Here is a 21,454-nt window from a genome sequence, read left to right as displayed (position 1 = left end):
TTTAAAAATTCACATTTTTTTAAAATGGCTTAATTTTTTACTAATTTTTCAACAAAATCCCTTATAATTTTTCAAATTTTAAAGGCAAATCGCAATGAACAAGGCTTTTCGCTACACAAACGGCAATTTTATGAAAGACAACGCCAAAAACAAATTCGATGAGTATTTTACAAAGCCTTAAATCGCCAAAAGACTTTTTGAGAAGTTTTGTGAAATCGTGGGTGAAAAAGAGGATTTAAGCAAATTTATTTTTATCGAACCAAGCGTTGGAAATGGAGCGTTTTTTAGGCTTTTGCCACAAAATAAAATCGGCATTGACATCAAGCCTACTGAATTTAACACTACACAAAGTGATTTTTTAGCCTATGAATTACCGCAAAAACCCTTTGTAGTCATAGGAAATCCGCCTTTTGGGCATCGCGGCGTTTTAGCGTTAGAGTTCATAAAACACGCACAAAATGCCGATTTTGTCGCCTTTATCTTGCCTATGTTTTTTCAAAGTCTTGGCAAGGGTTCGATTCGCTACCGAGTGCCACAAAATCTGCATTTAATCTACGAGGAAATTTTGCCAAAAAATAGCTTTTATACGCCTCAAGGCAAGGACGCTGATGTGCATTGTTGCTTTCAAATTTATAGCAAAAATTACAAAAGCCAAAAGCGTGAATTTAGTTGGTATAAAAATAGTGGCAAAGAGCCATTTTTAGAGCTTTTAAGGGTAGTTACGGTAAGTCTTGCAAAAAATAGAGAATGTGGGAAAGAATGGATTTTTGACAAAAAGGCGAATTTTTATTTAAGCTCAACTTTTTTTAAGGAAAATGCGGTTGTTGATAGCTTTGATAAAGTCAAATACAAAAGCGGTATAGCCATTATTTACAATGATTTAGCACGCAAAAAAGAACTTGACGAGCTGTTTTTAAATGCCGATTGGCTTCGTTACTCAACAAAGGCGACAAATGGTTGCTATCACATAGGCAAAAGCCATATTTTTCAGCTTTTGGAGGATAAGGGGTTGAAATGATTTAAATGAGATTTTGAAAGATTTAATTGATGAAAAATACAATGAATTAGCAAAATTTAAAGAAAATGGAATTTTTGAGAAAATCAACGACTTTGAGGGCAATGCAGTAGGGCAAATTGGCGAAAAATTTGTAAAAATTGTCTTTGAAAAATTAGGCATAAAAATGCAAGAATTTGGCGAGGTAATCCACGATGAATTCGATATTTGTCTTGAGGACGGCACGAAAATTGAAATTAAAACTGCACGCAAGGGACTAAAAAACGATAGCTTTCAATTTAATGGTATAAATCCAAATTATAACTGCAAATACATTATTTGCGTAGGTTTAAGTGCCAAAGCAGCCTTTTTTAAAATAGTAAGTGGAGAGAAAATTTACAATCACAAAACAAGAAAATTTTATCTAAATGTAGATGGAAAACCTAAACAAATAGTGGCTATGAATCCGCAAAATCAAGCAAATTACAAACTCACTCTTACCCTAAAAGATCTTGAAAAATTGAAAATTTTGAGAGTAAATTAAAAGAAATTTTTGGGTAAAATTTTGTGAAAATTTTGTAAATTTTCATCACAAATCCCTATAATGTTACAAGCGACAATAAATTGATTAGACCTAAATCAAAGGATAAGAATGCAAATTTTATCAAGCTATTTACAAGCCATCAAAGACATAAAAGAAAGCGATAATGAGCATACCTACCGCACTCCGCTTGAAAATCTGCTTAAAGCCCTCGCCGAAAAGCACAAAAATGTCAAAATCATCCACGAGCAAAGCAGTGCTGACTTCAAAGCCTCAAGCACTGGGGCTAGTGCTGAATTTAAAGGCAAACAAAAATCACTCGGCAGACCTGATTTCACCGTGCTTGAGGGCAGCTTGACACTTGGCTACATTGAAAACAAACGCGTAAATGAAAATCTGCAAGCCTTAATAGACGAGGCAAACAAGGACGAAAACGCCCAAATCGCTCGCTATTTAAAGCTCCAAGACAACCTCATCTTAACGGATTATTTGAATTTTTGGCGAGTTAAAAAGGATGAAAAGGGCAAAATTCTAGCCCCTCAAAAGCTCGCCCTTTGCACCCTAAATGAAAACACGGACAGCAAATTACACACCCTAAAAACCCTTACAAATCCAAAATCCCTCAAGCACCAAGACAGCCAAGAAGCCCTAAACGCCAAAGAAGTTGAGCTTTTAAACTTTTTCAACCTTTTCTTTTCAAGCACGCCAAAGCCCATAAGCACCGCAAAAGACTTTGCCGCCGCCCTTGTCGTGCCTACGAAATTCATTAGAGATGAGCTTATCGAGCTTAAAGACAACGAACGCATTAAAGACCTTTACGAGACCTTTCACAAAGGGCTTTACGATGAGCTTTCCTTTGATGACTTTGCCGACAACTTCGCTCAAACCCTTGTTTATTCGCTATTTTTGGCTAAATTCCACAAAGACACCGCCTCAAATTCAGCCTCAAGCCACGCACAAAGCCATATAAATTCAGCCTCAAACGCAACAAATTCAAGCTCAAGCCACGCAAATTCAGCCTCAAGCTACAACACCCCCATCACTTTAAACAATGTTACAGACTTCATACCAAATTCCTTTGAGCTTTTAAACAGCTTTTCTGATACGCTCAAAGTCCTAAACCGCTTTGAGGGGCTTAGATGGATTTTAGACCACATTCTAGCACTTATGAACCACATCAGCACAGCGGATTTATTGCTAGAATTCAGCAAGCACAGCAAGGATTTAGACCTTTTTGATGAAAAAATTCACGCAAACCCAGCCATACACTTTTACGAAAATTTCATAAGCCATTACAACAAGATTTTACGCAAGGACAAGGGCATTTACTACACGCCTGAACCCATAGTTTCTTTCATCATAAAGGCTGTGAATTTGTGCTTAAAGCAGGATTTAGGCTTTGAAAGAGGTTTGCAAACAGCTACAAAAAACGATGAGATTAAGCTCCTAGACTTTGCCACAGGCACGGGGGCATTTTTGCTAGAAGCCTTTTATCAAGCCTTTGAGTCAAACAAAGCCCTTAAAGATAAGCCTGCAAGCTATTATGATGATTTACGCAGGCTCATTTCTAATTTTAGAGCCTTTGAGCTACTCATCGCACCCTATGCCATCGCTCATTTAAATTTAAGCATAGCCCTTAAAAACAGCTTTGATTATGCCCTAAAAGATGATGAGCGCCTAAATATCTTTCTTACAAACACCTTAGAAGACAAGGTAAGCGAGGTAGCAACCCTCTTTGGCTCAAAACAAGAGTCAAAAGGCGTTAAGGAAACAAAGCAAAATTTCAAAATCCTAATCATCACAGGCAATCCTCCCTACAACGCCACAAGCCAAAACAAATTCGATTATATCTACAAGCCAAAGGACAAGGACGAAAAGCGTTTAAGCAAAATTCAAGCACATTATTACTACTGCGGCACAAAGCCAAAGGAACAAAACCCAAAAGAAATCATCCCCATTTACCTAGACGAAAAAAATCCCAAAATGCTACAAGATGACTATGTCAAATTCATCCGCTTTGCCGAAAGCAAAATCGAAAGGCAAGAAAAAGGCATCATCGCCATCATCACAAACAACGCCTTTTTGGATAACCCTACCTTTCGCGGTATGAGATGGCATTTACTCAACAATTTTGACAAAATCTACATCTTAGATTTGCACGGCAACACCCGCAAAAAAGAGCTTGCCCCCGATGGTAGCAAGGATGAAAATGTCTTTGACATTATGCAAGGCGTTAGCATAAATATCTTTGTGAAAACAAATGCCAAAAACAAGCCCACACCCGCACAAATCAACGAAACCAAACCGCCTATGATTTTTTGGAAATCCTACTCAAATGTCCCTGAATGCAAGCTTTATCACTACGATTTATACGGCAAACGCAAGGATAAATACAAGTTTTTAAAAGAAAACGACTTGAATTCAGTTGAATTTAAAGAGCTAAAACCCAAAGCACCCTTTTATCTTTTTATCCCGCAAAATGACGAACTGCGTGAGCTTTATGAGGCATTTTGGAGTGTGAAGGATATTTTTGAGGTTTCGGGCGTGGGCATTACAACCGCACACGATGAATTTGTGATAGAAAATGACAAAGAAAAATTGTTGCAAAAATTCACGGATTTTAAAAATTCTCCGCCAAGCACAAAGGAACTTCACACTAAATTCAATGTCAAAACAAAGCAAGGTTGGGATATTTTAAAGGGTTGGCAAAATTTACAAAACGAAAAGGATTTAACAAAATACATTAAAAAAATCGCTTATCGCCCCTTTGATTTCAAATACATTTTTTACGAGGACAAGTTGGTTTGGCGTTGTGTAAAGGATACAATGCAACATTTTTTGGGCTGCGAGAATGTGGGTTTAATTTGCGATAGAGGTTGCAAACTGCAAGAAATTAACAATGTATTTATTAGCGATAAAATCATTGATTTTCATTTGAATGGCAGTGGCAGTTATATTTTCCCCCTTTACCTAAAAACGCAAAATTCACAAAAAGAAAAAACCGCTCATTCTACCCACCCCCCTTGCCCCCCTCCGCAAGGGAGGGGGGAGTCTGAGGTGGCAAACTCCGCACGGCAGGGGGAATCCTTGTCGTCATTGCGAGCGAGCAAAGCAAGCGTGGCAAAAACCACAGACAAGTCCCCCTCCCTTGCGACAAATACCCCTCCCCAAACCCCTCCCGCAAGGGGAGGGGCTTATTTGGATACATCCCTTGCAAATGTGGATACAAAAAGCCCCCCTCCCTTGCGGAGGGGGGTTTGGGGGGTGGGTGAAAAAACCCAAACAAACAATGAAACCCCAAAAACACAAAAAAATTCAACAAATACCTTGAATTTAAAGATAAATTCAAAAGAAAATTCACAAATTTCACAAGATAAAGGCGTGGAAAATTCAAATAACGCCATAAATACCCACCCCCAAACCCCCTCCGCAAGGGAGGGAGCTTTAAATGGGGCAAACTCAACTTTTGCAAGGGAGGGGGCTTATTTAAGCGATTCCGCACAGCAAGGGGCTTTATCTTTGGATAATGCCACTTCGCAAGATGAGGGGGCTTTACCTTTGGCAAATCCTACAAACAATGAAACTTTATCTGCCCCAAGCCACCGCCCACTTGCCCCATATATGAAAGAATTTAGCCGCAAGATGCGAAAAAACCCCACAGACGCCGAAAACAAACTTTGGCAAGAATTGAGAAACAAAAAGCTAGGCTTTTCATTTAGACGGCAATTTGTAATCGACTCAAAATACATCGCTGACTTTGTTTGCCTTGAAAAACGGCTGATTATCGAGTGCGATGGCTCGCAACACGCCATAAATGACGAGCGAAAAAGCCCCCACAATTTGCAAAGCGTGGATACAAAAAGCCCTCCCTTGCAAGAGGGCGACACATTAAACCCCCCCTCCCTTGCGGAGGGGGGTTTGGGGGGTGGGTAAAGATTCCATAAATCACTCCGACATTCAAAGGGATTTCTATTTAGAAAGTCAAAATTTTAGAATTTTACGCTTTTGGAATAATGAAATTTTGGAAAATTTAGAGGGCGTTTTAAATGTAATTCAAAATGCTTTAAATGATAATTTTGCTAAGGCAGAATTTACTTCGCAAGATAAAAATTTTGCTAACGCAAAATTCACCCACCCCCAAACCCCCTCCGCAAGGGAGGGGGCTTTATCTTTGGCAAACCCTACTTCGCAAGGCAAGGGGGCTTTATCTTTGGCAAACCCTACTTCGCAAGGCAAGGGGGCTTTATCTTTGGCAAACCCTACTTCGCAAGGCAAGGGGGCTTTATCTTTGGATAATGCCACTTCGCAAGATGAGAAGGCTTCATTTGTAGAAAATTTCACCCCCAAATTCCGTGAATTCATAGATTCCAAATATAAATGGAGTGAGGCAGATTTTAACGCTAATCCTATGCTATTTGTAAATTCTAAGATTTGTGATGAGAAATCGGGGTTGTGTAGCCACGAGCGAGGAAATAAGACAGAAGAGTCTATTGACGAAGCGAGTGGCAAACTCCCCGATTTATCGCACAAAGCTGAATTTACCTTATGTCCAGAGGCGATTTTAGGCTATATCTACGCCGTGCTTTATCATAAAACTTACAGAGAGAAATTTTTGGATTTTTTAAAGATTGATTACCCAAAAATCCCCTTTGTAGCAAGCAAAGAGAGCTTTTTGGCTTTAAGCAAGCTAGGAGGCGAGCTTATAACTTTGCATTTAATGAAAGCTGACTTAAACGATGAAAGCTTAAATGACGTGGGCGTGGCGATTGACAACGGCGATGATAAAATCATCTCAAAAATCGCCTATAATGCGGACTCAAAAGAAATTTTTGTCAATGAAAGCTTGCATTTTAAGGGCGTTGAAAGGGCTGTGTGGGAGTATAAAATCGGAGGCTATCAAGTTTTAGACAAATACCTAAAATCCCACAAAGCCACTGGCAAAGCCAAAACAAGCGATAAAGAAAAACTCGACTACGCCCACTTTGAACGCATTATTAAAACCCTACACAAAAGCCTTGAAATCGAAAAGCAAATCGCGAAAATTGAGTTAGTGTGAGCGTTAAAAACACAGGGCAAAAATGCTAAATCTTTTGTAGAGCTTGTAAAAATTCAAGGATTTAGCAAAGATCAATAAATTCAGACAAAATGCGAATTTATCCACCCAACGAGTTGCGAGGTGAAAGCCTAAGCAAAACCCTCCGCACGGCAGGGGGACTCAATGGATTCTCTCTCAAAGTCCCCCTCCCTTGCGAGTGTGGATTACAACCAAAAGTCCCCCTCCCTTGCGGAGGGGGATTTAGGGGGTGGGTCAATCAAGCATTGCCACGAGAATGTGGGTTTAATTTGCGATAGGGGTTGCAAACTGCAAGAAATTAACAATGTATTTATTAGCGATAAAATCGTGGATTTGCATTTGAATGGCAGTGGCAGTTACATTTTCCCCCTTTAACTAAAAACGCAAAATTCACAAAAAGAAAAAACCGCTCATTCTACCCACCCCCCTTGCCCCCCTCCGCAAGGGAGGGGGGAGTCTAAAGTGGAAAACTCCGCAAGGTAGGAAAGGGTTTTAGTTGAAAGCACACAAGCTTGTAGGGTGCAAACAAGCGATTTTAATGCCTTTGTGAAAGATAAGATCCCACTTTTGCCCCACGGCTTTGGCACGATTTGCTTGAAAATGAAATAGATAAATTTTCTAAAAATCTCGCACAAAGGTTAAAATTTACGCTTTGCGTTTGCACGGATGTGCCACTTTTGGCATGCACGGTTTGTAAATAGCAAGAAGGCAACGACAAGGGCTTTTGAATGGGTGTCAAAGTGAGTGCGTATTGTGGCAAAAGGATGTCCGCAAATATGGCAAGATCTACACTTTTGCTAGCTAGTATAGATATGGCACTTGTCTTTGTGTGCGAGCATTATGGGGTGCAAAAAGCAAAAGAAATCGCAGAGCATATCAAAAAACGCATTTGCGTGAATTTAAGGCTTTTTTGTGAATTTTTGAATTTTGGGCTTGAATTTAGTGTGAATTTTAATGCGTGTTGTGAATTTTGGCTTTTATTTTGGGCTAAATTCACAAAGTAGGCTCGTCCGTGCAGATTATAGATAACAAAACTTTACTTTTGCATATTTTAATAAAAGTCAGTGTTCTGTAATCCGTTGTTTGTATTTTGTATGCACCTTGACTTTTTAATGTAAAATTATTTTAGCAACTTTGTTTAAAATTCACAAACCAAAATTTCAGCACTTAAATACACTTTTATCTTAGATTTAAGAGAACTTAAGCTGATTTTGCCCTATTAGTTTTAGAAGATCTTATGCAAAGCTTGATCTTGAATTTTCATCTTGTATATAAATGCTATTTCTTTTATATGAAGCATAAAATTGCTCTTTTTTGATTCCTTTGAATTTGGCTAAGTTATGTTTGGTAAAAGCCCTTTTACTACGCAGTTGCAAGAGCACGAAGCAAAAAAATTCACAGTTACATTTATGTGATTTTGGCAAACTCATTTTTAGAATGCTTACACGGTTTTGTGCATTTGTACCTTTTGCTAGGCAATTACGAACCTAGCATTGCAAAAATAATTCTCATCAATTTACATTTCACATTTTTGAAATATTTTTGCATTCTTGTGTCATTAAGGTGCTAAGTTGCTTATAAACATCTTTGCTAAAAAATTGTGTGAAATATGACAAATTTTTGCAATTTTTATGGCTTTAAGATCAAGACAGAAATATTTAAGAAACTATTACAATTTAGCCTTTGAAATTATTAAACGATTAATATGCTTGTTTTTCACTCTGTAAATCATAACTTAAAGCTTATTTATTAGAGTTTAAGTTTGATTGGGACCCTATTTACGCACTTAAAAGAAGCTAAATTTTGATCAAGCTTAAAGAAAGCTTAAGGCTTTGTTAAAATAGCTTGGGAAAAATCCTATGTAATTTTAGTTACAAGCATTAATAGCTCACATTAATAGCTTAAATTTTCAACAAGGCATCTTCAAGCAAAAGCCTTGCTCCATCCTTGCTTGTAAAATTTGTAAGATCTTTTGAAATTTGGGCTAAATTCATAGAAAAGATAGCATTTAAAAGCTCTTTTTGATCTTGATCCCTTTCAAGCTCATTTTGAGTAAAAATTTGACCTAGGTTTTTATCAAGCAAGAACTTAGCATTAAAAAACTGATGATTTTTAGCAGCAAAAGGATAGGGGATAAAAATGGCAGGCAAGGCATTTGCACACAGCTCAAAAACCGTACTAGCCCCAGCTCTGGAAATAGCCAAATCCGCCTCGCTCATTTTTTCAGCCAAATGTTTGCTAAAATCAAAACAGTCAGCTTTTATATGTGAATTTTCGTAGAATTCTTGACATTTTTTAAGATCCTTTTCTCCACATTGATGAATGATCTTAATGCCTTTTTTATCTAGCTTTAAAGCCAGTTTAAGGGCCAAATCATTTATAAAACTAGCCCCTTGAGAACCACCTAAAAAAATGATGCTTTTAAGCCCTGTCCTTAATCTCGCACTCTTAAAGAATGTTTCATTCACAGGATAGGGCATAGGATCTTCATCAAAGGCTGAGTAAAAGCCTTTCGCAAAGGGCTTTAAGAGTGAATTTAAGCTACCACTTTTTGAGTTTTGCTCATGTATGAAAAGAGGCACACCGGCTAAGATGGCAGCAAAGCTAGCAGCAGCAGCTGAGTAGCCTCCCACACTAAAAACAGCCTTAATTTCTTTTTCGTTTAAGATCTTTCTTGCTTTAAGGCTTAAATTTAAGATCTCAAAGAGGGCCTTGATCTTTGCAAACCCTTTTTTATTTACTACACCGCTACTTGCTAAAAAATATTTTTCTTTGAATTTGTCCTCATTTTCAAACCATTTTTTATCCTGTCCGCTTTGAGATCCTATGTAAATACAGTCTAAATTTAAACCTAACGCAGCCTCAAGCAAAGACCGTGCTATGCTTAAATGCCCTCCCGTTCCACCACCTGTAATTACTATCCTCATAATCTAACCTTTTTAGAAATCATTAGCACATAGCCAAGCCCTATGCAAACCGCCCACATCGAGCTTCCTCCATAGCTTAAAAGAGGCACAGCCACGCCTTTTAAGGGAGTTAAAGAGATGATACCAAAGGCATTCATAAAGAAAGAAAAGAGTAGTAACAAGGCTACTCCTGAGCAAAAAATAAAATGCACCTTGTTCTCACAACGACCTGCAATCTTAAATATACGCAAAATTAAAAGTAAATACAAAAAACACACCAAGCCAAGTCCCAAAAGTCCAATTTCCTCTGCTATGCCTGAGAGCACAAAGTCTGTATGCACCTCGCTTAAAAAGCCAAGCTTAAAGATCCCAAGCCCCAAGCCCTCGCCAAAAAAGCCCCCGTGTGCTATGGCATTAAGGGAGTGTGAAATTTGATAAGGCTCATCCTTACTGCTAACTTGCAAGGCATTTGCTAGCCACTGAGGAAAGAGGGGCAAGAAGGCATCTTGAATGTTTCCCCACCAATTTGTAATCCTTTCTATCCTCCTTTCGCTACTAAAAATCACCAAAATTCCTATCATAGTAGCTAGGATCAGCCCCCCAGCAAAGAGCCTCTTGCTTGCTCCTGCAAAAAAGGCAAGGGCTAGGACCAAAAAGATGCTAATTACGCTTTGTCCTAGATCATTTTGAGTAAGATAAATGTAGCCTATGATGATCAAAGATAGTATTATATAAGGAAGTAGGATTAAAACCTCGCCCTTTATGCTCTTTTTGCCCTCATAAATTCTGCGAGTATAAGACCAAGCAAGAAAATAAATAAGCCCTATCTTAAAAAATTCAACAGGGGAAATAGAAACCGCCCCAAGTCTTATCCAACGTTTAGCACCCCCACTTGCTGTGGCTAAATTTGTGGGTAAAAAGGGCAAGATTATAATGGCTATAAAGCTTGCTATAAGCAAGAAACTCATAAAGGAGTGAAAAAGCTTGCCATCAGGATTAAGCCTTGATAAAAAAAACATTATGAGTATGCCACTAAAGCCAAAGCAAAGTTGGCGGATGAAAAAATGAAATTCGCTATAAGAAAAATAAAGCACAGTAAAGGCACTCAAAGAGTAGGAAAATACTATGCTTATGGTGATTAAAACACAGGCTAGGTAGAATAATTTTTTATCAGCAAGCACAGTCTTCCTTTGAAACAAACTTTTTTACAAATGGCTCTTTTTTCAAATTAATTTAGTAGCTAAAATTGTCATTTTTAGCAAGTAGCTTGAAGCAAAGCAGATCTTTTTTGAGCCACTTAACGCACATCAAAACAAAGATCAATGCTGTTTTGAAAAAAGCCTTTAAATTTAGGCTTTAAAAACTTTTAAATTCACAGATCTTGTTTTTAAAATTTAAGCCTTTTTAGAGCTTTTTTGCGAAAATAACTTCGAAGTACTTTAATTTTAAAATTCTTAAAGCCCTTTAAAACCTTGCTTTTTAATCAAGCAAAAGGCTATTATATCTAAATTCAGTTTCAAGCAAGGCTAGAACCTTGCTTTAAATTTATTCAAGGCTTTTTTAAAAAGCATTTAACTTAGACAAAGGCTCTCATCATAAAAGAAGCAAGGCATTTTCTCGCAAAAATATCATAAGTTAAAAATATAAACACTCAAACAAAAATGTGAATTTTTTACTTTCTTCAAAAGCCTAAAAATGACAAAGCAATGCTTGTTGCCAAAGAACTAAATTCAAAAAGCACACTCTTTTTAAAAGGCTTAAATTTAAGATTTAGCTCTTTTATTTAGACAAGGTTAAGCATTTAGGCTAAATTTGTGCTAAAATTAACTTAAAATTCAGCTTAAAATGGAGTTAAAGATGAGTCATACAAGATACAAAAAAAATTATTTCACCCCCCCAAACCCTTGTAGAGCATGGAGTGAAAAAGAGGCTATAACCAAGGCTCCCTTGTGGTGCAGTGTGGATCTAAGAGATGGTAATCAAGCCCTTATCATACCTATGAGCCTAGATGAAAAGATAGATTTTTTCAAGCTTTTAGTTGAGCTTGGTTTTAAGGAGATTGAGGTTGGCTTTCCAGCAGCAAGTGCTACTGAGTATGAATTTGTTCGCACCTTAATCACTCAAAATTTAATCCCTGAGGACGTTAGCATACAAGTTCTAACCCAGGCAAGAGATCATATAATCAAAAAAACCTTTGAATCCCTAAGAGGCTGTCCTAATGCCATAGTTCATTTTTATAACTCCACCTCAGTGGCTCAAAGAGAACAGGTCTTTAAAAAAAGTAAAGAAGAAATCAAAGCCATTGCAGCAAACGGTGCTAGACTTTGTAAGGAGCTAGCAGGGCAAATAGAGGGCAATTTTCGCTTTGAGTACTCACCTGAGAGCTTCACAGGAACAGAATTAGAATACGCCTTGGAGGTTTGCAATGAAGTAATTGATATCTTCAAGCCAAGCCTAGATAAAAAGCTTATTATCAACCTACCTGCCACAGTGGAGTTAAGTTTGCCTCATATTTATGCAAGTGCTGTTGAGTATATGTCAAAGAATTTAAACGAAAGAGACAAGGTGCTTGTATCCTTACACGCTCACAATGATAGAGGCTGTGCTGTGGCTGCTACTGAGCTTGGGGTTTTAGCAGGAGCTGATCGTGTTGAGGGGACACTGTTTGGAAATGGAGAGAGGACAGGAAATGTCGATCTTATAACCCTTGCTATGAATTTATACACTCACGGAGTTGATCCCAAGCTTGATTTTAGCGACATTCCACGCATTTGTGAGCTTTATGAGAGGGTTAGCAAGATGAAGGTTTATGATAGGCAGCCTTATTCTGGTAAGCTTGTTTTTGCAGCCTTTTCAGGATCTCATCAAGATGCTATCGCAAAGGGTATGGACTTTCACGAGAAAAATCAGCTTAAAACCTGGTCTGTGCCTTATTTGCCAATAGATCCCAAGGATGTTGGCAGGGTTTATGAAAGCGATGTGATTCGCATAAATTCACAAAGTGGCAAGGGAGGCATAGCCTATGTGCTTCATGGGCATGGAATTGATCTTCCTGTGGGCTTTAGGGAGGATTTTTCTTATTTTATCAAGGATCTTTCTGATAAAAAGCATAAAGAATTAAGCCCTGAGGAGATCTTAGAGATCTTTCACAAGGAATTTGTAAATCTTACTGAGCCTTTGAGTGTGCCTCATTTTGAATTTAAAAAGAAGGATAAGATCTCAGTTGAGATAAGATCTGTTTTTAAGCAAGAAGAAAGGCTGATTAAGGGCAGTGGAAATGGACGCTTGGATGCTGTGGCAAATGCCTTGCGCGAGAATTTGAAGCTTGAATTTGACATAGTTGATTACAGTGAGCATTCCTTGAGGGAAGGTTCAAGCTCTCAAGCCATTTCTTATGTGCAAATTAAAAGCAAGGACAAAAAGCTCTTTGGGGTTGGCATAGACACAGACATTATCAATGCTTCTATATATGGGCTAATTAGTGCTATAAATTTAAGCCTAAGGTAGTTTTTTGCTTAACGAAGAAGTAAAAGATAATTTTAGCAAAATCAAACTATGGCATTTGGCTGTGGGTGTGGGCGTTTTTGCCCTACTTTTAGGCATTTTAGAGGCTTTTAAATTCACAGACATAGCCACATATCCGCAAATAAACAAAGGGCTTTTTTTAGCCCTAAATTCACTTTGGGCAAATGTCCCCTCCCTCGCACACAATCTCACCCAGCTAGGCGATGCCTCTGTTTTACTGTGCTTTTTGCTAATTTTTGTGCTACTTGCTCCTAAACTTTGGGAAGCAGTGCTTGCAAGTTCTTTACTAGCCTTTGTGCTTACTCATTTTCTTAAAAAATTCTATGCTATGCCAAGACCTGCAAGGGCTTTTGGAGAGGATGCCTTTAACATAATAGGCGAGACACTAAAAGGCTCAAACAGCCTTCCCTCAGGGCATAGTGCAGCTGTATTTACAATACTTTGCGTTGTCTTTTTTGCCCTTGTGCCAAGCCTTAAAAAGGCTCGTTTGCCCCTTGCCATAGGACTTATCTTGCTTGCCTTGCTTGTGGGGCTTTCTCGTGTGGGCGTGGGGGCGCATTATCCGCTTGATGTTTTAGCTGGTGCCTTGCTTGGGACTATGTGTGGGCTTTTTGGCATTTTTATAACAAGCAAAACTAAAATCTTTTCTTGGCTAAGCTCATCCTTTGGCTTGCTTTTTTTTGCCTTTTTTTGTGCCATAGCACTGACAAGCTTACTTCAAAAGCTTGGCAAAGATCATCTTTTTATCTTTTATCTCGCCCTTCTTTTTGCCCTAATTTATCTTTTTGTATTTTTGCGTGAATTTTTTAAGGCTATAAATTCAAACAAGCCCATAATTTTTATCTTTCTTATATCCTTGTTTTGGCTTGTGTTTTTTCATTTTCCTTTGATTGAATTTATCCGCTCAAATCTTTCCTTAAATTCATTTAGCACGGCTTTGCTTTTCGTTTCGCTTTTGCTCTTTTTGTTCGCATTAACCGCACTTTTGCCCCTTTTATTAGCTCTAATTTCTTTTAAGCTCACAAAAATTTATTTTGTGCTATTTTTTGTCGCAAATTCTTTGGCTGTGTATTTTGTATCAAGCTATGGGGTATTTTTAGATAAGACTATGATGGGAAATCTTTTTAATACAAATGTTTCAGAGGCTAGCTCTTTTTTATCCTTAAAAATGGCTTTGTGGGTGCTTGTTTTAGGGCTTGTGCCAGCATATTTTGTGCTAAATTTAAAGCTAGAAAATCCTACTCGTAAAACTATCGCTAAATTTAGTGGCTTTACGCTTTTAACACTTCTTTTTCTTGCAGGGATAAATTACAAGAACTTACTTTGGTTTGACAAGCACTCAAAACAGCTTGGGGCCTTGATTATGCCTTATTCTTACACCATAAATTCAGCCCGCTTTTTTCAAGGCGAATTTGCTAAAAACAAAAAAGAGATTTTGCTGCCAAAGGCACAAATCATAGATGATAAAAAAGCCGTAGTGGTGCTAGTAATTGGTGAATCAGCTCGTTTGAAAAACTTCTCACTTTATGGTTATGAAAGGGACACAAATCCGCTTTTATCAAAATTATCAAATTTAAGGCATTTTTATGCTAAATCAAGCACCACCTACACAAGTGCTTCTGTGAAAAATATGCTCTCACACAAGGATAGCACCACGCTTTATGAGATACTGCCAAATTATCTCTTTCGCACAGGGGTAAGTGTGTTTTGGCGATCATCTAATTGGGGTGCGCCGCCTCTTCATTTTGCAAATATAGCAGAGTATAACGAGCTTTCAAAAAGATATGCCAAATTTGATGATGGCTATGAGAGTGCCTTGATAGCAAACTTAGGCGAGGAGATAAGGGATGCAAATTCATCCAAGGTGCTTGTAGTTTTGCATACTAGCACTAGCCACGGACCAAGTTATTATAAAAAATATCCGGTTGAATTTGAAAAGTTTAGCCCAGTTTGCAAGAGCGTTGAGCCAAAGGGTTGCTTGCAAGGCGAGCTTATAAATGCCTATGATAATACCGTGCTTTATACGGATTTTTTGCTAAACTCCATTATCGAGCAGTTAGCAGGGCTTAAAGACTATGATAGAGCTATGATTTATGCAAGCGATCACGGAGAAAGCCTAGGTGAAAATGGGCTTTATATGCACGGCATTCCTATGGCATTTGCCCCAAAAGAGCAGTATGAGATACCCTTTCTTGTGTGGAGTTCTAAGCCAGACTCAGTTAAAAATTTAAAAGAACTAAGCCATTTTCATATCTTTCATAGTGTTTTGGCATTTTTGGGAATTCAAAGCGAGGTCTTTGATGAGGGCTTGAATTTATTTGAAAAAACTTTGTTTGAAAAAGAAAGATGAAGGGCTTGTTTTGGCTTTGTTTAAGGGCTTTGTGTTTTAAGAGCTTTTGGAGATATTTTAAAGGGTAAAGTGGGTGTGTGATTTAGTGAGCTTTTCTTAAAGATCTTTAAATTTAGCTGTGAAATTTTAAAATGCTCTTTGTTTTCGTAGATTTTAATTTAAAAATCTTTCACTTATATTGAAATTTAAGCCTTAAATTCAAGCATATTATGCTAAATTAATCTAGCTTAAAGTCTAAGCCTCTGCTTAGATCCTTACAAAGCATATAGCCTTGATATAGCCTTAGTTTTTCTGGATCTTGCATGTATGTTTTATTGTAAGTTTTATTAGCTTTTTCACACTCATCTTCCTCACAGGCATTGCCTCTTAAAAGATCCACCTTGCACCACTCATCATTTAATATGTCTAAGACCAAGATCTTATAATCAAAGAGCGAATTATTTAAAAATACCACCTTGCCTAAGCTAGCCTTATATTTTTCATAATACTTGCTTTGAAAGCTTCTTTGTAATTGCAACTTTTCAGCAGCCCTTATAACTGAGCTTTCACTGCTTTGATCAAAAGAAAAACCTACTATATTGTAATTTTGTATGGCTAATTTAACTATTTCATTATCAGCTTTAAGTTGTGGCGAGCTTCTTAAAGAAACAAAAACATTGTTTTGTTGTGTTTGTAGCATTCTTTCATACTGAGCTTTAATGTCCTCATCATCAAGATCGCTAAACTCATCCTCGCCTTGCAAATAAAGGGCTAGGATTTGAGCGTCTAAATTTGAGCTAAAACTTTCTACATAAAGAAAGTCAAGTATAGGCTTAGATAGATCCTTTAAGGCATCCTCATAAGCTAGTGTGCCTATATTGCTTTGTGATATTTCTTTGATCTTTAAAATGCTTGCAAAGGGGAAATATAAAGGAAGATCATATTCTAGGGCAAATTCTTTTCCGCTAGGATTAAAAAATTTGCTACATTGTAACTTAGTAAAGCTAAGCTCAACAGGCACTACAATGCTACCTAAATGCCTATCAAAAAAGCTTTTATATTTTTCTCCAAGCTCAAATAAAATTGCATAATTTATATCATAAGGAAGCTCGATCTTAGGCTCATCTTCCTCATCATCTGCTTGAATTTCAAGCTCCTTGCCAAATAAATACAGCCAATCAATATGATTAAAGCTCTCTTTTATCTCTAAGTCTAGTTCATCATCAGCCTCATAAAGCTCATCATCTTTAACCATAGCATACACCCATTCACCCTCCAAGCTAAGCATAGTGTCTTTATCTGGCACAAAAAAGAGATGAAGCATTTTGCTATGCTTAATCTCATTGCTCCAATAAATTTTTAGCATTCCTTTTTGGGTGAAAATTTGCTCTGAGTATTTTGCATTAAAGTCCTCTTGTGTGAATTCCTCATTATCAAAATATGTGCGAAAAATCATCAATCATCCTATCAAAACAGTTCTTTAATCTATCTTATATCTTTAATGTGCTGTAAATAGCAAAATATTAATTGCAAACAAAAACTGGACACAAGATCTTCATCAAAAAACGAGGCTAATACTAAAAATTCAACTAAATCAAACAAAAAATAAGGCTTCAAATATCAACAAAATCTTTTGCCTTAAAGGGTGTAAAATTAAACAAAGCTTAGATAAGCTTATAAATTCAATACAGTGCAAACATTTTAAGATCAAATTCTAAGAAAAATTCACTAAAATTGATAAAAGCAAATTCCATTAAAGCATTTTTAGCCAAAGTTATTAAAGCTTTTAAGCTAAATTCAGCTTAAAATATGGCTCAATTAAACTTAATAGGATTTTATCTTATCAACTTTAATACATTTTGATGAGACTTTTGTCCTAAATCTTTCGTCTTAATTCTGTTTCTTTTAAGAGATAAAATTTTCTTTTTTTCTCCCACGAAATTTTGCAAGTTAAAACTTTGCAAACTTCTGTTAGCAGTTATAAGACATGTAGCACGAAGTAAAAACACAGACATTTTCTTGCCAGCCTCATGTCCACGCTTGCCCCTTACTCTTTTAGCTCCTTTGGCTAGCAGTTACGAGCCGCAAGGCGAAGTAAAAAATACTTCAAAATTTCCTTAAATTTATTTTGAGACAATTCAGGAACGATTTTTGTTTTTCATAGACGCTTACTTAAAAACCATTTGATTTAAGTTTAATTGAGCCATTACTAAAAATGTTAAGAAAAGATAAGATTAGATTAAGCTTAAATTCAAACAAGCAAATATGCCTTGAATTTAAGCTTTATAAGCCTCAACTTGCTTCTTACACCTTACGCATTCTAAAAATATCCCCTTTTTAAGCTCTTTAAGCACCAAATATGAGCCGCATTCCTCGCAGTTTTCGCCTACTAATTTATAATTGCTTACGAATTTACATTTTGGGTAATTTCCGCAGCCATAGAATTTCCCACGTCTTGAAAGCCTCTGTATTATATCCCCTCCACACTCAGGGCATTTGACATCTTCTAAAATCACCCTTTCTTTTTTAGCCCCCAAAGGCTTTGCGTTTTTGCACTCAGGATACCCGCTGCACGCTAAAAATGCGCCGTTTCGTCCAAATTTTTGCACCATTTTTTTGCCACATTTTTCACAAACTCCGTGTTCTTCGCTTGCTTCACCGCTTGTTTCATCGTTGCTTGAAGGTGCTTCGCGTTTTATGTATTTGCATTTTGGATAGCCGCTACACCCTACAAATTCGCCATATCTGCTTTTGCGTTTTACTAGTTCCTTGCCACACTCAGGGCAGTTTTCCCCTGTGGGTATGCTTTGTTTTAAGGAGCTTATGTTTTTCTTGCCCTCATCAATCTTACGCATAAAGGGGAAGTAAAAGTCCTTTAAAAGCACCTGCCAGTTGGCTTTTTGCTCGGCTACCTCGTCTAGCTTTTCCTCCAAACGAGAGGTAAATTCAGCATCCACTATGTCGCTAAAATGCTTTTCAAGCACCTCAACCACGCTAAATGCTACTTCTGTGGGGATAAGCTGCTTTTTTTCGATTTTGACATAATCGCGGCTTGTGAGTATGGAAATGGTGGGTGCGTAGGTGCTAGGACGCCCTATGCCTAGGCTTTCAAGCCTTTTGACAAGCCCTGCTTCTGAGTAGCGAGATGGAGGCTCGGTAAAATGCGAACTCATAGCTAAATCTTGCACTTTAAGCCCTTGCCCTATCTTTAAGTCAGGCAAAATTTTATCCTTATCCATATCCCCATAAACCTTGTAAAATCCGTCAAATAGTATCTTGCGACCACTTAGCTTAAACAAAGCCTTATCTCCTCTGACAAAAACGCTTTGAGTTTGAGACAAAGCTGGGCTCATTTGACAAGCTAAAAAGCGGTTGTAAATGAGCGTGTAGAGTTTTAACTCATCTTTTTCAAGGAATTTTGCCGCAATCTCAGGCGTAAAGGCTAAATTCGTAGGGCGGATGGCTTCGTGGGCTTCTTGTGCACCCTTTGACTTTGTGGTATAGACATTTGGCTTTGTGGGCAAGTATTTATCCCCAAAGCCTTCTTTTATGAGCTTTCTTGCATTTAAAACCGCTTCTTTTGCCAAATTTAAGCTATCTGTCCTCATATAAGTAATCACACCCATAACCCCTTGATGCGTTTTAACGCCCTCGTAGAGCTTTTGAGCTATACTCATAGTCTTTTTTGGGTTAAAGCCAAGGGCATTGCTTGCACTTTGTTGCAAGGTAGAGGTCATAAATGGAGGCTGTGGGGCGATTTTGCGTTCCTTGCTTTCTATGTTTTCAACGCTAAATTCAGCCTTTTGGCACGCCTCTAAAATAAGCTTTGCCCTATCTTTATTAGTAAGGGTCAATTTTTCAATCTTTTTGTTCTCAAATTCAACAAGCTCAGCCGCTAAATCCTCGCTAAATACCATATCCACGCTAAAATACTCAAGCGGCACAAAAGCCTTTATTTCACGCTCCCTATCGACTACGATTTTAAGCGCAGCACTTTGCACCCGCCCTGCGCTAAGCCCTTTTTGAATTTTTTGTGCTAGAAGGGGGCTTAATTTGTAGCCTACGATGCGATCTAGCAAACGGCGAGCTTGTTGGGCATTTACGCTGTTCATATCAAGTTTGCGTGGGTTTTTGAGTGCATTTTCAATCGCACTTTGAGTAATCTCGTGAAAGACTATGCGAGGCAAGGTGTTTTCATCCTTTTCAATAGCCTTTGCTATGTGATAAGCTATGGCTTCGCCTTCTCTATCCTCATCCGTTGCTAAAAACACTTGCGCGGCGGATTTTGCCTTGCTTTTAAGCTCTTTTACAAGGGCTGAGTGATCGCTTGAAATGCGGTATTCAGGCACAAAGCTTTCATCATCTATTTTTATGCCAAAGCTTGATTTTGGTAAATCTCTAATGTGTCCCTTTGAGGCTATGACCTCGTAATCTTTGCCTAAGAAATTGCCTATGGTTTTGGCTTTTGCGGGGGATTCTACTATGATTAAATTTTTCATAACTAAGCCTTGATCTAAACTGTGTGTTAAGAGGATTTTACTAAAAACTTGTAAATTTAATCATTACAAAATGGTAAATTTTGTTGGCCAATTACATTTAAGCCCACTTGAAAGGCTTTTAAATTATGATTAAGCATATAAAAAAAGCTTTGTTTGTGAATTTCGCCAAGGGAAATTTTAAGGTATGTTTTGCCTCGTCTGCGGTTCGTAATTTTGCAAGAAGGTATGCTAAAACGCAACGGCTGTGTTTACACACAAGTGCTAAAACATTATTTTGCCAAAGAATTACTGCCTATTATAAGGGGCTTTATGAAGCTTAATAAATGTTAATTTTATAGGAAAACTTACGGTGCCTTGGTAGATTTTGCTTGGCTTGTGTCTTTGTGAAGCAAAGGCTCGTTATAGGATAAAGCATAGTGCAAACAAGTTTGCAAATAAACAAAACCATATCAGTGAAAGGCTCAAGATACTTTAATTTGATACAATATAATGTTAAAGTATAAAGAGCAAAATGAAAAACAAGTATATGATTCGCTTCCGAATTGTCTCAAAAGAAATTTAAGAAATTTTGAAGTATTTTTTGCTTCATTAAGCCTCTTGCAACTTTTGGGGAATTGATTTAGAGGCGAAAAAAATCGCTGAAATTTGCAAAATAACTCGTGCTTGTGTGAATAGAATTTTACGAGAAATTCGCATTTTAATAGCCAAAGAGTGTGAAAAAATCTCAGTGGTGAAATAGAAGTTGATGAAAGTTATTTCGGTGCAAAGCGTGTTCGTGGCAAGCGTGGGCGTGGAGCTGGCAAGAAAACGCCTGTGTTTTTACTTCGTGCTACGCACTCGTCCCTTTGCGAGAAGGGATGCTAAAACGCTAGGCTAACGTTTATACGCAAGTGGTAAAACATTGCTCTGCCAAAGAGCTATTGCCTAGGACTTTGCAGAGCTTAACGAGTGTGAAATTTATATTGATAGCTTCAAAGCTTATGATGGCTTGGTGGATTTTTTGCTTCGTTTGGTCTTGCAACTTTGCAAGAAGGAGCAAAGGCACATTACAGAGTAAAACACGCCAAATTCGAGTTTGCAAATGGACGACATCATATAAACGAAATTGTGAATTTCTGGGGCTATGCAAAGGCTAGATTAAGTCAGTTGCACAGCAAGGGAATTTTCTACCTTCATTTGAAGGAGAGTGAATTTTAATCTAATGTCAAGGTTAAGAATGAAAATTTTGTATAAAATTTTGTTAAAATGGCTTAGGAAAAATCCTAGGTCATTTTAGTTAAAAGTATCAATCGCCAAATTTTTTAGCCTTTAAATTTAGCAAGTCTAGAATTTGCAAATTTCTGTTTGCAGTTGCAAGAGTGTGAAACAAAAATATTCACAATATTTTGCAAACTTTTGTTTATAGTTGTAAACATTAAAGAAGTAACAAATCACAATTTCACTGTGTTTAAGATACTTTAATAAGATTTTCTCTTATCAATTTTAATAAATTTTGATGAGAATTTTGTCCTAAATTTTTCATCTTAATTTTGTTTCTTTTAAGTGAAGGACAAAATTTTCTTTATTAGCCTTTAAATTTGGCTAAT

The 21,454-nt window shown here is 37.4% G+C and carries 15 protein-coding genes and 1 pseudogene; 10 read left to right on the top strand and 6 right to left on the bottom strand.

Translation table 11 applies throughout. The features are described from left to right. Positions 1–181: 181 nt before the first annotated feature. From DMC01_RS03450 to DMC01_RS14775, 5 genes are all read left to right on the top strand, one after another. Positions 182–1,018, top strand: coding sequence for an SAM-dependent methyltransferase (locus DMC01_RS03450; protein WP_246058984.1), 837 nt, complete (start codon positions 182–184; stop codon positions 1,016–1,018). A 13-nt stretch (positions 1,019–1,031) separates the two neighbouring features. Beyond that, positions 1,032–1,538, top strand: coding sequence for a restriction endonuclease (locus tag DMC01_RS03445; RefSeq protein ID WP_246058983.1), 507 nt, complete (start codon positions 1,032–1,034; stop codon positions 1,536–1,538). A gap of 108 nt (positions 1,539–1,646) precedes the next feature. Next, positions 1,647–5,468, top strand: coding sequence for a type ISP restriction/modification enzyme (locus tag DMC01_RS03440; RefSeq protein ID WP_142692889.1), 3,822 nt, complete (start codon positions 1,647–1,649; stop codon positions 5,466–5,468). Further along, the gene (locus DMC01_RS03435) at positions 5,440–6,591 is read left to right on the top strand and encodes a type ISP restriction/modification enzyme (protein ID WP_142692888.1); all 1,152 of its coding nucleotides are present in this window, start codon (positions 5,440–5,442) and stop codon (positions 6,589–6,591) included. The genes DMC01_RS03440 and DMC01_RS03435 overlap by 29 nt, the downstream gene beginning before the upstream one ends. A gap of 162 nt (positions 6,592–6,753) precedes the next feature. After that, positions 6,754–6,984, top strand: coding sequence for a DNA methyltransferase (locus DMC01_RS14775; RefSeq protein ID WP_246058981.1), 231 nt, complete (start codon positions 6,754–6,756; stop codon positions 6,982–6,984). 35 nt (positions 6,985–7,019) lie between these two features. Here DMC01_RS14775 and DMC01_RS03425 read toward each other — a convergent pair whose 3' ends face one another. Then, positions 7,020–7,244, bottom strand: a complete 225-nt coding sequence (locus DMC01_RS03425; protein WP_142692887.1) for a hypothetical protein — start codon at positions 7,242–7,244, stop codon at positions 7,020–7,022. 93 nt (positions 7,245–7,337) lie between these two features. Between DMC01_RS03425 and DMC01_RS03420 the strand changes: the two genes are divergently transcribed. Continuing rightward, positions 7,338–7,613, top strand: coding sequence for a hypothetical protein (locus tag DMC01_RS03420; RefSeq protein ID WP_142692886.1), 276 nt, complete (start codon positions 7,338–7,340; stop codon positions 7,611–7,613). A 231-nt stretch (positions 7,614–7,844) separates the two neighbouring features. Here the strand turns inward: DMC01_RS03420 and DMC01_RS03415 are convergent, their stop codons facing one another. From DMC01_RS03415 to ftsW, 3 genes are all read right to left on the bottom strand, one after another. Continuing rightward, positions 7,845–8,039, bottom strand: a complete 195-nt coding sequence (locus tag DMC01_RS03415) for a hypothetical protein (protein WP_142692885.1) — start codon at positions 8,037–8,039, stop codon at positions 7,845–7,847. 471 nt (positions 8,040–8,510) lie between these two features. Further along, positions 8,511–9,536, bottom strand: coding sequence for an undecaprenyldiphospho-muramoylpentapeptide beta-N-acetylglucosaminyltransferase (murG, locus tag DMC01_RS03410; RefSeq protein WP_142692884.1), 1,026 nt, complete (start codon positions 9,534–9,536; stop codon positions 8,511–8,513). After that, positions 9,533–10,696, bottom strand: a complete 1,164-nt coding sequence (ftsW, locus tag DMC01_RS03405; protein WP_142692883.1) for a putative lipid II flippase FtsW — start codon at positions 10,694–10,696, stop codon at positions 9,533–9,535. Before ftsW ends, murG begins: the two co-directional genes overlap by 4 nt. A gap of 676 nt (positions 10,697–11,372) precedes the next feature. On the opposite strand from ftsW, the gene DMC01_RS03400 reads away from it, so the two are divergent. Both DMC01_RS03400 and eptA read left to right on the top strand, forming a co-directional pair. Next, positions 11,373–13,022: a 2-isopropylmalate synthase gene (locus tag DMC01_RS03400; protein ID WP_142692882.1), complete on the top strand. Its 1,650-nt coding sequence runs from the start codon at positions 11,373–11,375 to the stop codon at positions 13,020–13,022. 4 nt (positions 13,023–13,026) lie between these two features. Beyond that, positions 13,027–15,390: a phosphoethanolamine--lipid A transferase EptA gene (gene eptA, locus DMC01_RS03395; RefSeq protein WP_185908657.1), complete on the top strand. Its 2,364-nt coding sequence runs from the start codon at positions 13,027–13,029 to the stop codon at positions 15,388–15,390. Positions 15,391–15,607: 217 nt separating this feature from the next. Here the strand turns inward: eptA and DMC01_RS03390 are convergent, their stop codons facing one another. Together DMC01_RS03390 and topA are read right to left on the bottom strand one after the other, a co-directional pair. Then, positions 15,608–16,825, bottom strand: a complete 1,218-nt coding sequence (locus DMC01_RS03390; RefSeq protein ID WP_142692881.1) for a hypothetical protein — start codon at positions 16,823–16,825, stop codon at positions 15,608–15,610. 820 nt (positions 16,826–17,645) lie between these two features. Then, entirely contained in the window at positions 17,646–19,868 is a 2,223-nt protein-coding gene (topA, locus tag DMC01_RS03385; protein WP_142692880.1) for a type I DNA topoisomerase, read from the bottom strand. A 125-nt stretch (positions 19,869–19,993) separates the two neighbouring features. Between topA and DMC01_RS03380 the strand changes: the two genes are divergently transcribed. Next, the gene (locus DMC01_RS03380; protein WP_142692879.1) at positions 19,994–20,188 is read left to right on the top strand and encodes a hypothetical protein; all 195 of its coding nucleotides are present in this window, start codon (positions 19,994–19,996) and stop codon (positions 20,186–20,188) included. Positions 20,189–20,379: 191 nt separating this feature from the next. After that, a pseudogene (locus DMC01_RS03375) lies at positions 20,380–21,144 on the top strand (IS1595 family transposase). Positions 21,145–21,454 lie beyond the last annotated feature (310 nt).

Origin of the sequence: Campylobacter troglodytis, assembly GCF_006864425.1 — a bacterium.
GTDB lineage: Bacteria > Campylobacterota > Campylobacteria > Campylobacterales > Campylobacteraceae > Campylobacter_D > Campylobacter_D troglodytis.
This window is presented reverse-complemented; position numbering and strand designations above follow the sequence as displayed.

Coding starts and splice junctions, on each gene's coding strand:
- murG (WP_142692884.1), bottom strand. CDS start 9,536: ATGAGGATAGTAATTACAGGTGGTGGAACGGGAGGGCATTTAAGCATA.
- DMC01_RS03380 (WP_142692879.1), top strand. CDS start 19,994: ATGATTAAGCATATAAAAAAAGCTTTGTTTGTGAATTTCGCCAAGGGA.
- DMC01_RS03420 (WP_142692886.1), top strand. CDS start 7,338: ATGGGTGTCAAAGTGAGTGCGTATTGTGGCAAAAGGATGTCCGCAAAT.
- DMC01_RS03390 (WP_142692881.1), bottom strand. CDS start 16,825: ATGATTTTTCGCACATATTTTGATAATGAGGAATTCACACAAGAGGAC.
- DMC01_RS03415 (WP_142692885.1), bottom strand. CDS start 8,039: ATGAGTTTGCCAAAATCACATAAATGTAACTGTGAATTTTTTTGCTTC.
- DMC01_RS03440 (WP_142692889.1), top strand. CDS start 1,647: ATGCAAATTTTATCAAGCTATTTACAAGCCATCAAAGACATAAAAGAA.
- DMC01_RS03400 (WP_142692882.1), top strand. CDS start 11,373: ATGAGTCATACAAGATACAAAAAAAATTATTTCACCCCCCCAAACCCT.
- DMC01_RS14775 (WP_246058981.1), top strand. CDS start 6,754: ATGGATTCTCTCTCAAAGTCCCCCTCCCTTGCGAGTGTGGATTACAAC.
- topA (WP_142692880.1), bottom strand. CDS start 19,868: ATGAAAAATTTAATCATAGTAGAATCCCCCGCAAAAGCCAAAACCATA.